At 35.7% G+C, this 13,884-nt stretch carries 13 protein-coding genes; 9 read left to right on the top strand and 4 right to left on the bottom strand.

Features of this window, described 5'->3' with window-relative positions; translation table 11 throughout:
• Positions 1 to 292: 292 nt before the first annotated feature.
• The 6 genes from ACJJVN_RS13705 to ACJJVN_RS13680 all read left to right on the top strand — a co-directional run bounded on the left by ACJJVN_RS13705 (position 293) and on the right by ACJJVN_RS13680 (position 5,553).
• Positions 293 to 949 (top strand): uroporphyrinogen-III synthase, encoded by a 657-nt coding sequence (locus tag ACJJVN_RS13705; RefSeq protein ID WP_405378763.1) that lies wholly within the window; start codon positions 293 to 295, stop codon positions 947 to 949.
• Positions 942 to 1,967: a uroporphyrinogen decarboxylase gene (gene hemE, locus ACJJVN_RS13700; protein ID WP_405369961.1), complete on the top strand. Its 1,026-nt coding sequence runs from the start codon at positions 942 to 944 to the stop codon at positions 1,965 to 1,967. Before ACJJVN_RS13705 ends, hemE begins: the two co-directional genes overlap by 8 nt.
• Before the next feature lie 9 nt (positions 1,968 to 1,976).
• Complete coding sequence (locus ACJJVN_RS13695) at positions 1,977 to 2,783, top strand: EI24 domain-containing protein (RefSeq protein ID WP_405378761.1); 807 nt, start codon at positions 1,977 to 1,979, stop codon at positions 2,781 to 2,783.
• Positions 2,780 to 3,682: an oxygen-dependent coproporphyrinogen oxidase gene (hemF, locus tag ACJJVN_RS13690; protein WP_405378759.1), complete on the top strand. Its 903-nt coding sequence runs from the start codon at positions 2,780 to 2,782 to the stop codon at positions 3,680 to 3,682. Before ACJJVN_RS13695 ends, hemF begins: the two co-directional genes overlap by 4 nt.
• 176 nt (positions 3,683 to 3,858) lie before the next feature.
• Complete coding sequence (locus tag ACJJVN_RS13685; RefSeq protein ID WP_405378757.1) at positions 3,859 to 4,821, top strand: OmpA family protein; 963 nt, start codon at positions 3,859 to 3,861, stop codon at positions 4,819 to 4,821.
• A gap of 21 nt (positions 4,822 to 4,842) precedes the next feature.
• Positions 4,843 to 5,553 carry a hypothetical protein gene (locus ACJJVN_RS13680; protein WP_405378755.1) on the top strand — a complete coding sequence of 237 codons (711 nt, stop codon included), beginning with the start codon at positions 4,843 to 4,845 and terminating at the stop codon, positions 5,551 to 5,553.
• A gap of 69 nt (positions 5,554 to 5,622) precedes the next feature.
• On the opposite strand, the gene ACJJVN_RS13675 is transcribed toward ACJJVN_RS13680, so the two are convergent.
• Positions 5,623 to 6,720, bottom strand: coding sequence for a DNA helicase PriA (locus ACJJVN_RS13675; protein ID WP_405378753.1), 1,098 nt, complete (start codon positions 6,718 to 6,720; stop codon positions 5,623 to 5,625).
• 95 nt (positions 6,721 to 6,815) lie between these two features.
• Positions 6,816 to 7,970, bottom strand: a complete 1,155-nt coding sequence (locus ACJJVN_RS13670; RefSeq protein ID WP_104514404.1) for an SPFH domain-containing protein — start codon at positions 7,968 to 7,970, stop codon at positions 6,816 to 6,818.
• Positions 7,971 to 8,220: 250 nt separating this feature from the next.
• On the opposite strand from ACJJVN_RS13670, the gene ACJJVN_RS13665 reads away from it, so the two are divergent.
• The 3 genes from ACJJVN_RS13665 (at position 8,221) to ACJJVN_RS13655 (ending at position 11,966) form a co-directional block, all read left to right on the top strand.
• Positions 8,221 to 9,378, top strand: a complete 1,158-nt coding sequence (locus ACJJVN_RS13665; protein WP_405378752.1) for an imelysin family protein — start codon at positions 8,221 to 8,223, stop codon at positions 9,376 to 9,378.
• A gap of 93 nt (positions 9,379 to 9,471) precedes the next feature.
• Positions 9,472 to 10,866, top strand: coding sequence for a di-heme oxidoredictase family protein (locus ACJJVN_RS13660; RefSeq protein ID WP_405378750.1), 1,395 nt, complete (start codon positions 9,472 to 9,474; stop codon positions 10,864 to 10,866).
• Between the two features lie 2 nt (positions 10,867 to 10,868).
• Positions 10,869 to 11,966 (top strand): imelysin family protein, encoded by a 1,098-nt coding sequence (locus tag ACJJVN_RS13655; RefSeq protein WP_405378748.1) that lies wholly within the window; start codon positions 10,869 to 10,871, stop codon positions 11,964 to 11,966.
• Here ACJJVN_RS13655 and ACJJVN_RS13650 read toward each other — a convergent pair.
• Positions 11,963 to 12,706, bottom strand: a complete 744-nt coding sequence (locus ACJJVN_RS13650; protein WP_405378746.1) for a metallophosphoesterase — start codon at positions 12,704 to 12,706, stop codon at positions 11,963 to 11,965. The two genes, ACJJVN_RS13655 and ACJJVN_RS13650, sit on opposite strands and share 4 nt — an antisense overlap.
• Positions 12,703 to 13,839: an ATP-binding protein gene (locus ACJJVN_RS13645; protein WP_405369971.1), complete on the bottom strand. Its 1,137-nt coding sequence runs from the start codon at positions 13,837 to 13,839 to the stop codon at positions 12,703 to 12,705. The genes ACJJVN_RS13650 and ACJJVN_RS13645 overlap by 4 nt, the downstream gene beginning before the upstream one ends.
• Positions 13,840 to 13,884: the final 45 nt, after the last annotated feature.

Below are 13,884 nucleotides of genomic sequence, written 5' to 3'. Positions count from 1 at the left end.
ACAAAGCAAATTTAAAATCTTAATTAACTGATTATCAGCACTTAATCAAACACAGCTAGTGAATCAAGAAAATCAAAACTATGTTACTCGTCGGATAAAAATCACTAGCCGTCCTGAATTCGGTAAGATTAAAGCCGTAAATGGTAAAACTGGAGCCAAATTACTTTCCACAAAAAATTAACAGAATTTCTAAGAAAAAACTTTGATGAAAAATGAACTTTTTAGACATTAAAAAAGGTTTAATGAATCTAAAATCGAATAAATCGTTCAAAAAGAATATATTGTTCCCTTTATGAAGAACTCTTTACTCTCTACTAAAACACTCACACCAGCCCAGCAAGAACTAGTTCTTAATACAGGAATAGGATTAACACATTATAATATATTGAGAACAAAGCCCATAGTCATTAAGGACGACATTAATTGGGACCATATAATAATAACTAGTAAAAATGCAATCCCAGCGTTATTACCTTATTTAAATCAAATTAAAAACATTTACTGCGTGGGTAATCAAACGGCCGCTTTACTACAAGAAAAAGGACTCCATCCCAATTATACCGCACAAAACGCAGCAGACCTTGCGGTAGAATTAACTTCAACTTATTCTGGTGAAAACTTTTATTATTTGTGCAGCGAGCAACGCCGTGATGAACTTCCTGCGTTCTTTCTAGATAAAAAAATACCTTTAAAAGAAGTTTTTGTTTATAGTTCTATTGCGGTCATGAAAAGCTTTGATCGTATTTTTGCAGCTATAGCTTTCTATAGTCCTCGTGGTGTGCACGCTTTCGCGAAAGCGAATCCTAACAACAAACCTCTAATCGCAGTTTGTATAGGAGAAACAACAGCCAGTACTGCAAGGCTCTATTATAAAAATATAGCAGTCGCAAATAAACAGACTATAGAAAACACATTGATAACAGCAATAAAAGCATTACGTAATGATTAAGAACGATCTTTTTTTAAGAGCATTAAAAGGTGAAACCGTAGAACGTCCACCAGTATGGATGATGAGACAAGCAGGTAGATATTTACCTGACTTTATGAAGCTTAAAGAAAAATATGATTTCTTTACTAGATGTCAAACTCCAGAACTAGCTACAGAAATTACCGTAATGCCTATTGATCAAATAGGTCCAGATGCTGCAATTTTATTCTCTGACATTCTTGTGATACCACAAGCAATGAATATAGATGTAGAGATGAAAAACGGTATAGGACCATGGTTACCCAACCCTATTAGATCTGTAAAAGATCTAGACCGTGTGGTAGTACCTGATGTAAAAGACTCCTTAAGTTATGTTTATGAAGCCATAGATATGACTAAAAAAGTACTGGATAACAGAGTGCCTTTAATAGGTTTTGCAGGTTCTCCGTGGACTATTCTTTGCTATTGTGTACAAGGGCAAGGAAGTAAAAACTTTGACAAAGCAAAAGAATTTTGTTTTACGCAACCAGAGGCGGCACATATATTACTTCAAAGAATTACAGACACTACCATCGCTTACTTAAAAGAAAAAGTAAATCACGGCGTGAATGCTGTTCAAGTTTTTGACTCTTGGGGTGGTATGTTATCTCCTACAGATTATCAAGAATTCTCATGGAAATACATCCAGCAAATAGTAGATGCACTTAAACCTCATACAGAGGTTATCGTTTTCGGTAAAGGATGCTGGTTTGCACTTAATGATATGGCAAAGAGTGGCGCAAGTGCACTAGGTGTAGACTGGACATGTAGCGCTAGAAACGCACGTTATTTATCTGGTGGAGAAATTACATTACAAGGTAACTTTGACCCTTCTAGATTATTCTCGCCACCTGCTGAGATTAAGAAAATGGTAACGCAAATGATTAACGAGTTCGGTAAAGATCGCTTTATTGCTAACTTAGGTCATGGTATCTTACCTAACATTCCTGTAGAGAACGCACAAGCATTTGTAGATGCTGTGAAGGAATACGGACAATAAAAGACTACTATGTTTAAAAACATCCTTAAAGGACTTAAATCTTATAAAGACAGTCTTAAACTGATCAAAGAGTTAAAACTATGGTCGTTTTTTCTAGTCCCTATGGGTATAAGTTTACTTTTTGGAGCATGTATATTTTTAGCGATTTACGGTCTATCAGATAATTTAGGCCGTTTTATTGCTGGAATATGGTTTTGGGAATGGGGTAAAGAAACATTTACCGACATAGCCACATGGATAGGTGGACTAGCGATAGCCGTTTTAGGGTTTATATTATATAAACACGTTGTAATGGCATTAAGTGCTCCTTTCATGTCACCTGTTTCAGAGCGTATTGAAAAACACCTCTATCCTGATTTACATGACGATATTAAACATCGCAAAACAAGTAATACCGAACAATTAATGCGAGGTTTACGTATTAACATAAGAAATTTACTTTACGAGATTTTTATAAGCGTACCACTACTCTTTCTATCGTTCATTCCAGGAGTTAACTTTATTACCACACCTTTACTCTTTTTAGTGCAGGCATATTATGCAGGTTTTGGTAATATGGATTATACTCTAGAACGTCATTATAAATATAGAGACAGTGTCAATTTTGTTAAAAAAAGTCGTGGTTATGCCATAGGAAATGGTATCGTTTTTATGGCGATGTTATTTCTACCTATTATAGGTATTATACTTGTTTTACCAGTTGCAGTTACTGCTGCTAGTAAAACAACACTAGAATTATTAAGAGAACGTAAAATGCTGGTACAACGTGAACAGCAACAGTTAGAACAATCACACACTCCAAAACTAGAATCGTGAAAGATCAATTTTACTCCTTTATAGTAGAGCTTCAAAATACCATTACTTCAAAATTAGAAGCCATAGATGGTGGTGCAACCTTTCATCAAGATGAGTGGCACCGCAAAGAAGGCGGCGGCGGTTTTTCTCGCATTATTCAAAATGGTAATGTATTTGAAAAAGGTGGTGTGAGCATAAGTGCCGTTCATGGTGATTTACCACCAGCAATGCAAGCCTATTTTAAAGTAGAGGATTGTAATTTCTTTGCCACTGGTTTAAGTCTGGTATTGCATCCAGAGAACCCTATGGTTCCTACCGTACATGCAAATTTCAGGTATTTTGAAATGTATGATCAGTCAGGCACTATAGTAGACTCGTGGTTCGGTGGTGGACTAGACCTAACACCTTATTACCTGTTTGAAGAAGATGCCCGTCATTTTCACCAAGTATGTAAAGATGTATGTGACCGTCATGAAATTGCAGACTACGCTCTTTTTAAGAAGAAGTGTGATGCCTATTTTCACAACTCACATCGTGATGAGGCTCGCGGAATAGGTGGTTTATTCTATGATTACTGTAAAGTATCTGAAAAATTCTCCATGCAAGATTGGCTTGCTTTTCAAATGGATATGGCTAGTCATTTTCTAGAAGCTTATGTACCTATAGTAGAAAAGAGAAAAAAATTAACTTATACAGAAGAACAACGCAAGTGGCAAGAAATACGTCGCGGCCGCTATGTAGAATTCAATCTAGTGCATGACAAAGGAACACTCTTCGGCCTTAAAACAAACGGTCGTATAGAGAGTATTTTAATGAGTCTACCACCACATGTCCAGTGGGTTTATGATCACCAACCTGATGCTGGCAGTGACGAAGAAAAATTACTTAAGGTACTTCAACAACCTATTGACTGGATTTAGATCTTAATTATCATTTTAAGCTATTTGTAAAGTTACGCTTTCGCGAAAGCGGAACAAAACGCACCTTGTCGGTTAAAAATACTTTTTAACGGTTTTTAACTCGCTCTTAAGCACGATTTATACTTTTACCCTGATTTTACCCTAATTTTAGTACTTCACTAATAATCAACTAAATAATGGGAAAACTAAAATATCCGATAGGAATTCTTCTAACTATTATCATAGGCATACTACTCACCATGTGGTTGTGTTGCGGCACATGTTATAGTGGCAATTGTGATAGTCAGGAGAAAACAAAAACATCTATCACAACAGATAGCGACAGCTCTTCTCAAATTGAAACAGCATCAAAAAAAGATCGTTTTAACGGAATTGAACTCTATGATAGTAATCAAGAATTAATTGAAAGATCAGATGATAATCTAGATTTTAAAAGCAATGATTATCACCATATCACCCCTATATCAGATAACACAACTACTAGCTTTAACACTATCAAAAGTTATCTAGAAAAAAACCCTGATAAAAAATTAAATATTACTGGTCTCTATACGAGTAGAGAAACTAACTCTAGTGCTTTTACTAACCTAGGTGAGGCGAGGGCAAATGATGTGAAAAACCATTTAACTAATTTAGGGTTTGACAACTCTAGAATAGATATTTATGGCAGCTTAAATGATGACATGACACCTACTGATAGTATTTTAAAAGGACCTATTACCTATTCTACAGCTTTAATACCTCAAGGAGATGCTGCAAAAATGGAAAACCAAAAGCTAGACGAGTTAAAAGCTCAAATTAAAGCAAACCCCTTGATCTTACATTTTCAGACAGGAAGCAATACGGTACAATTAACAGCGGTACAACGTAAAAAAATATCTGACATCAACTATTACACTAATAAAAGACCTGAAGATAGAATTCTAGTCATAGGACACTCTGACAATGTAGGAAATAGAAACTCTAACATCACCTTAAGTAAAAAACGTGCCGTAGAGGTAAAAAAATACCTTATCGAAAACGGTTTACCTGAGTCTAAAATAGAGACTCTAGGTAAAGGCCCAGACGCTCCTATTGCAAATAATAGTACAGCTGAAGGAAAAGCAGAAAACAGACGTGTAGAAGTAACAATTAAATAAAACCAACTAAAAATTAATATTATGAGTTTATCAAATACATGGTGCTGGTTATTACTATTATTAACAGGAATTATTTCAGCAATAATAGGTTATTACTGGGGTAAATCTAATTCTATAGTTACTAATGATTGTGATGACTGGATAGATAAGAATAAATCATTACAAACAGAAATAGACCAACTAAGGGATCAATTAAAAAGTTGTGAGATCAATTCTTCTAGCTTAAAAAACAAAGTATCTCAATTAACTGAAAATTCAAACAATCTAAAAATAAAAGCATCAAAGGCAGTGGCTGATGCAAAATCACTTCAATTAAAATTAGATCAAGTACCTGCAGTAGATGCAACAAACACAGCAAATCTAGCTAGCGGATTTGTAGCAGGAGCAGTTACTAATACTGTTATCGACAGTGCAAGTGAAGACAGCAATTTAAAATATGATGCCGATGCAGCAAAGGCCGCGATGGGTAAAAGAATAAAACCAGACGACCTTACTATAGTGGAGGGAATAGGTCCTAAAATTTCTGAACTATTTCATGCAGCAGGAATTAGAACCTGGTATAAACTATCACAAACTGACCCTGTTAAATTAAAAGAAATTTTAAATAACGGCGGTCCTAGATTTCAGGTACACAAACCTGGTAGCTGGCCTAAACAAGCAGGCATGGCTTTTAAAGGTGAATGGTCTCAATTATCAAAATGGCAAGATGAACATAAAGGCGGTAAGGAATAAAACCATAATTTATGTTACTAGAAGATGCCCGATATTTTATCGGGCATTTTTGATTATTACATTAACTTATTACTGTTGAGTATTTATAAAATAAACTATCCCACCGATAACAATCAATGCAGCTAGAATAGCTAGAAATATCTTCCAAAAAGAATAAGGTCTAGTACCATGAATAACACCAGTCTGTCCATTTACGTAAAAATTATAACGCTTTCCATTAAACTTATAAGAGCTTATATAAACTGGTAATAGAATATGTTTAAAGGTCTGATCACTTAATTGCATTTCTAATCTATGAATACGTTGGGTATCACCACCTATATCACGCCTCACCCAATTTGCGGCAATATCTCTTGCTTTTTCTTTGGCATCTAGATGTCCATCTTTAAGAGGTATGGTATATTTTTCTGTCACATAACCGGCTAGAAATCTAGTGTCAAATGTTTTGAGGTGATCTAGATTCCATGAAGCAATTTGAGATGGGATCTGACCTCCTTTTTGTTGAGATGCTTTTACTAATGTATCATCTACAAAACCAGAAATCTCACCAGATGCGTCATACCATCTCGTACGACGTTCTTGCGTGGTGCGTTTATTTTTGCCAGAACCACGTGTTACTGTAACATAATAATACTCACCACGTTCTCCTTCATATTGAGCATCTAACTCTGCATCAAAGGTCCAGTAAGGAACATAGAGCCCTTTTGTATTCTCAGGACTCAGACTTGCTTTTTGTAAATTATTAGGCGCCCACCATAAACCAGAGACCCACTTTTTAAATATTTGATGCGCTTTATCAGACTTAAAATCAAAAGGCACAACAGCTCCAGGTAGAATCCAATCGTCTTTATACGCCTCTTCAATAATAAGCGGCATAGTACAGTACACACAATGTAATGATTTATAACTCTCTTCTACATGCTGGTTTGCCCCACAATTATCACAGTGCAACATGGTAATTTCCATGGAGTGTGACTGGGCACCCATCTGTTCCATGTATTTATTAAGTTCCAGTTCTTGAAATGGCTGGTCTGACTGCTCAATAACTTCTTTATGACCACAATAATCACAAGTAATAAGATCTGTTCCTGGCTCATAAGTAAGCTCTGCACCACAATTGACACAGGATTTTTTACGTTCAGAATTTATGGAAGATGTTACGTTCAATGGATAAATAGAAATAATAGAATGATTAAAACCCTAGTATTTTAACATTAGGACTTAATCATTCTATCTAGGTTAATAAAGTTAATAAAATCTAATTACATAGGTAATGGCGGCGGTGTATTACCACCTAGAAAAACTTTTAGTTCTTCTACCTGACTCACTGCTTTCCAACCATCCATACCTGCTTTCCATACTAGAGTATCTTTATTAATCGTACGACTAGCAAAAAGAGATCTTAATTGATCAAAAGAAACAGGTCCAGCCTGCGCACCGTTTAAAGCATAAAAATAACTTACTGCTTGTGGCATAGGTGGTGGCACAGCAGCAGCTTGAGGTTGCTGGTACTGTTGCTGTTGTTGAGGCATTTGTTGCTGTCCGCCCATTTGAGGTGACATCATACCGCCCATTTGTTGCGCCATGACAAAGCCCATTCCCATTCCCATACCTGCACCAGCAGTACCACCATCATTATTTGCTGCAGCTTCTATAGCTTTGGCAGTCTTAAATTTAGTGAGCTTATCTAGGTCAATTTTATCTAATCTACTGTATTCAAAGATCTCCTTTTTGAGTTCTTCTGGCATAGAAACATTCTCGATGTAGAATTTTTCTAATGATATACCTACACTTAAAAATTCGGTTTTCATCACTTCCTGACAAGTCTCAGAAAGCTCTGTTGTATTTGCTGCGTATAATTCTATAGGTAAATTTGCCTCTCCTACTGTATCTGTAAATCTAGTTGCGATAAGACTTTTCAGATGCTCATTGATCTCAAAATTGGTAAAATTGTTATCTGTACCTACTATATCTATGATAAATTTACCAGCGTCTGCTATCTTAAATGCATAAGTACCAAATGCTCTAATTTCTACAAGACCAAAACGATCATCACTTAAAGTGATTGGGTTTTTAGTACCCCATTTTTCATCAGTAAATAAAGTCGTGTTTACAAAATAAACCTCAGCTTTAAATGGCGAGTTAAAACCATATTTCCATCCTTTAAGCGTGCTTAGAATAGGAAGATTTTGAGTGGTAAGATCATAAGTACCAGGTTTAAATACATCTGCCAGTTGTCCTTCATTAATAAAAACAGCCATTTGCCCTTCACGTACTATTAATTTAGCACCGTTTTTAATTTCATTTTGATAACGTTCAAATCTATGCGCGATGGTGTCATCAGTGTAATCTAGCCACTCGACTATATCAATAAATTCGTGACTTAATTTCTCTTTAATCTTATCAAATATGCTCATGCTGGTTTGTTTTTAATTTGGATTTCTAAGGTACAGTTTTTTTAAATATTCCGCTTTCGCGAAAGCGGAATTAACACCATTTACCTCTATACGTCTATTACAGCTCTTTTTTGTTACAGTTTGAGAACTCTAGCAAACAACTATTTAACCTTCTTATCTAGAATTAATCTTAATAAAGTCTTGTTAAAATGAAATGACCCACTATATTTGCACCTTATTTATAATTAGTCTTAATTAACATAACTATATAATGAACTTTAAATTTAACTACCTAACGGCAGCTTTATTAGCCACCGGATTAGTATTCACAGCCTGTTCTGACGACGATGACCTATCTACTGGAACACAAAAAAGTGCAGTAACAACAAATTATGCAAATCTTGTTCTTGCAAATTATCAAGATGCACTTACAGATGCACAATCTCTAGAAACTGCTTTACAAACATTTACCACTACGCCTACAGATGCTAACTTTACAGCTGCAAAAAACGCATGGTTTACAGCTAGAGAATCTTATGGTACTACAGAGGCTTTTAGATTTGCAAACGGACCTATCGATACAGGTAGCACAGAAGATATAGAAGGTTATTTAAATTCATGGCCTATGGACGAGGCACATGTAGATTATGTAGATGGTGATCTAACTGCTGGTATCATTAACAACCCAACATTATTTCCTACAATTGATAAAAACACATTAATTAATCAAAATGGTAATGGTGGTGAAGAAAAGGTTTCCATAGGATACCACGCTATCGAGTTTTTATTATGGGGACAGGACAATACTGCACCTAGCGCGGGCCTACCAGGACAGCGCCCTTTCACTGATTTTGTAGATGCAGGAACTGCCTCAAATCAAGACAGAAGAAGAATATATATCAATGTATGTGCAGACTTAATCACCGACCATCTAGAAGTAATGATAGAGCAATGGACTGGAGATTATAAAAACACTTTTCTTGCACAAGACACAGACACATCACTTACAGACATGATTAACAGTATATCTGAATTATCACGTAGTGAACTAGCTATAGAACGTATTTCTGTTGCTTTACAAAATCAAGATCAAGAAGATGAACACTCCTGTTTCAGCGATAATACAGATCGAGATATACGTCTTAACCTAGAAGGTATCGTAAATGTATATAATGGTAGTTATGCTACTGTAAATGGTGCTTCTCTTAAAGACATTATTACAGAAGCAGACAGTGATTTAGGTACAGAACTAGATGTATTACTAGCAACAGCTACTACAGAGGTAGACGCAACTTTATCTCCATTTGATCTGGCTATTGTGAATGGACCAACAAGTACAGAAGGAATTAAAGTACAAAATGCAGTGAGAGCGCTTGTTGCTTTTGGAGATAGATTACTTGATGCAAAGGTAGTTTTAGGTCTTAACTAAAAGACGACACCGCATATTACTAGACTCATAAATTATTTAAAACTGGACGTATTTCTATACGTCCAGTTTTCTGATTCATACAAATTATCATTCATGCGCGTTTATTACAAGTTATTTATATTGCCACTACTGTTGTTCATAACCTCATGCAACACAGACGATTCTTACACAGCTCTAACAGCAGAAATAGGAGAAGAATTATCTGGTGGAGATAATACGTCGTTCAATTTTTCGGCAGAGGCTTTTGGGTTTGCAGCTCCTAATTTAAGTTTTGAGGAGCGTGTGACATTTGGTGTAGGAAACTCATTATTTAATCAGAGTTGGGTGACTGCACCAGCATCTACCACAGCAAGAGATGGTCTAGGTCCATTTTTTAATGCTCGTAATTGTTCTGGTTGCCATTTTAAGGATGGTAGAGGTAGAGCAAGTGCATTTGCAGGAGAGCTATCTCATGGATTGTTATTGAGATTAAGTACACCAGGTACTGGCGTTAATGGTGGTAACTTACCAGAACCTACTTACGGTGGACAGTTTCAAGACAACTCCATTCTATCACAAATGGACGAAGGAATTTTTGAAGTAGTGTATGAACCTAAAGTAGTTACATATAGTGATGGAACCACAGTTAGCTTACGTAATCCCACGTACACATTTCCTTTGCTCAATTACGGAGCGATGGTTAGTAATGTCCAAGTATCGCCACGTGTAGCAAATCAAATGATAGGTTTAGGACTTTTAGAAGCTGTTCCTGAGACTTCCATTCTAGCCCTAGCAGATCAATTTGATACTAACGGCGATGGTATTTCTGGAAAAGCTAACTATGTATATGATATTGCGAGTGGAACTAACACTCTAGGACGTTTTGGGTGGAAAGCAAACCAACCTAATTTAAGACAACAGGTGGCAGGTGCATTTGCCGGTGATATAGGTATTACCTCTTCCCTATTTCCTGATGAAAATTGTCCTACTGGAGTAGATTGTTTTCAAATACCCAATGGAGGTACACCAGAAATAGATGACACAAATCTAGATAAAGTAACTTTCTATTCTTCTACACTTGCTGTCCCAGCAAGAAGAAATTTTGAAGATCAAGATGTATTAGAAGGTAAAGAGCTTTTTAATGAGATAAGTTGTACCTCTTGCCACGTAGCATTACTACAAACTGGCAACCATGAAATCGCAGCGTTATCTAACCAGACCATTAGACCTTATACAGATTTATTATTACATGATATGGGTGATGATCTTGCAGATAATACTCCAGACTTTTTGGCCACAGGAAATGAATGGCGCACACCACCTTTGTGGGGAACTGGACTTATAGAAACTGTAAACGACCATACAAATCTATTACATGATGGTAGAGCACGTAATGTAGAAGAGGCTATTTTATGGCATGGTGGAGAAGCGAGCCCAGCCCAAGAAAGATTTAAAGAATTAAGCTCGAGCGAGCGTAGTAAAATCATTGCATTTATAAATTCACTGTAATTATGAAATTTTCAATTCTTCGAATACTTGCACTTTTTGCAATATCCTTAACTCTTATTATTTCTTGTGATAGTGATGATAGCTCTAGCGATACTGGTACAGCAGCAGCACGCGAGACTCAAATGACTCATTTATATGATAATTACATCATCTTATTACAACAGCAGCATGTTAATCAAGCTAATGATTTAATTAATACGAGCAACGCATTTACCCTAAATCCTACTTCGGTAACTCTACTAGAAGCTCGTGATTCTTGGAAAGCAGCATTCCTAACCTGGAAGAACATAGAAACCTTTAACATAGGACCTATCCAAAACGCTTTCTTAATTCCACGAGTGCATACATGGCCAGTAAGCAGTACAGGTATTGAAAGTAGGATTATGGATGCCACTGTGCAAAACAGTGATGATGTCGATATTATAGGTGCTACCATTAAAGGCTATGCGGCTATAGAGTATATGTTGTTCAATGAAAATGATCAGGTAGTAATAGATCAATTCACTACGGGAGCAACAACTACAGATAGAAAAGCTTACTTAAATGCACTGTCAGAAAATCTAGCATCTAGAGCTAGAGAATCACAAGACTTATGGATAGATTTTGAATCAGATTTTAAAACAAATCTAGAGTCTGGCGTTAATGGTAATTTTAACCGAGTTATAAACGCAATGGTTGCCGATTTAGAAAGTATAAAAGGACGTAAAATAGAAGAAGTATTAAATAGTTCTCCTACGGACATCACCCTTTTTGAAAACTACAGAAGCCAAATAAGCAAAGAGGCTATAAAAGCAAATCTAGATGCTGTTTACTTTACCTACACAGGTGATTTTAATGATATAGAAGGCTTTGGTGTAGAGGAATACACTTCTGAAGTTCTTAACCGTGAAGATTTAAACGTAGAATTACAATCTGCTTTTACTGCCGCATACAGCACTTTAAATAACATGAATGATTCTCTAGAAAACATAGCTATAACAGACATCAATCAACTAGAGGTTCTTAAAGAAGATGTTCAGAATATCATCAGATTACTTAAAGTAGATTTTTCTAGTGCTGCGAGCATAGTCATTACTTTTAATGATAATGATGGAGATTAATTTCTCCCATTCTCATCTGGATAAAAAGTATGCACAGGCTCGCTTTGCCACACCTCTTTAGTTTCTACGCATATGGCTGTTAATGGGCCTTTATAAGCCGCTGCAGTATCTATATTCCACACGCAGGCTGCGTTAATAGGTTGATGAGAGCCTAGACGATCTGTAGGAGTATGACCTATATACACCTCATTATATATTTTTAATCTACCTGGATACCGATCGTTATCTCTTTCTAGATTAGGATCTAATGCTAGAGCTAGCTCCCATAAAGTACGGTCCCAATAAGTGATATTTGCATAATACTCGTGATGTGGTCCTTTTAAATTATGAAATCCTGCATGAAAAAAACCATTGCCGTCTAACTCATAGAAATTATGAAGTTCGTTTCTCAAAAAATTAAAATGCAGTTCTAATTCGTTTTTACTTCTATTCTTGTAGCTATCTACTGTGCTTTGTCCACCGTGAAATAACCACATTTCACTAGGTATTGTTGCTTGTAAATTCTCTACGACTAATTCATCATGATTACCTCTCAAATAAATAGGTGCAACTTGATTGTTTTGTTTCCGCTTTCGCGAAAGCGAGATTAAAAAATCTATTACCTCAAAACTTTCTGACCAGCCGTCTACATAATCTCCTAGAAAGATTAACTGATCGTCATCTTTTAAATCTATCCTTTCTATAAGTTGAAGTAAGGCCTTATAACCGCCGTGAATATCTCCTATTGCAATAGTTCTCATGAATTATATTTTACTTTGCGCAAAACGCGTAATGCTTCTTTATATGATTTATAGGTATCTGGATAGTTTTTAAGAAAACTCTTATGAGATTTCATCTTTTCTATGGGTTCTCCTACATTATTAAACTGGCAAATTAACATAGTCTCAGGCAACTGTCTAAGATCAATTAACTCTTGATCTTTTAAAAGAATGCCGTTTGAGATCTTATGTAAAAGGGACAAGTTCGTGTTATAAATATGATGCAAGGTACGACGATCATAATAAGGTGGATTAAATAAAATCTTATTCTCTAATAGATAGGTTCCATTAGGAAAAAACCGGAGCGTCTGTCTTTCTAGTGGATGGTAACGCTGTCGGTCTCCTATACCTAGCTCTACAAACTCTAAGATACTGAAGCTGTCCTCGTCAAAAGAAATTTGAACCTCATCTAACGTACTGTAAAAAATTTTAACCTGTTCATTTACCATCTCAATGTCCACTCGATGATAATATCGCTGTCCTTTATTCACCTTTACCTTTCCAGACCAGCAGATAACAAATTGCTCTTTAAACACCTTATAATGGGTCTCTAGATCTTCGTTTTTACGATTTAAAAACTCTACAACACTATCTAAGGTATGTTCTATATTATTGCTAGCTTGTTTTTCTAATTTCTCTACTATCTCTGAATTGACATCTTTGATTTCAAGATCAAAAGTTTTAGGCATTGACATACTTCCATTTCTGAAGAATACACTACCTCCATAATACTTCCATATATTCTTACGCAGTGATGTGAGTCCTATTTGCGCTCTAATGGTAACTAACCCAACAACTTTACCCAGCGGCAAGTGAGGAAAAGGGATATTTTCATATTGAATTATAGGAGCATTTGTAAAGTAAGCATTTATCAGGTTTTGAAGTTTTGAATCATCAAAGAAATCTACACCTACTATAGCATTAGTCTTGTCATCAATACCTATTACTATATAACTGTTATTTTTAGGGTTAGAATTTGATAAGGCACAGATATGTTTTAAAAACTTCGCCTTTCCTTCCTTACTGCTCAGATCTATTTTTAACTTTTTATCATAGAAACTATTCTCGTCGTTATGAGCAAGCAAGTTCTTAACTAGAAGTCGTTTATTAATCATCAGGTCTAATATACTCTCTTTATGCGATGTACAAATGAAAGGAAT

Origin of the sequence: Nonlabens sp. Asnod3-A02 (assembly GCF_045063755.1) — a bacterium.
Taxonomy (GTDB): domain Bacteria; phylum Bacteroidota; class Bacteroidia; order Flavobacteriales; family Flavobacteriaceae; genus Nonlabens; species Nonlabens xylanidelens.
This window is presented reverse-complemented; position numbering and strand designations above follow the sequence as displayed.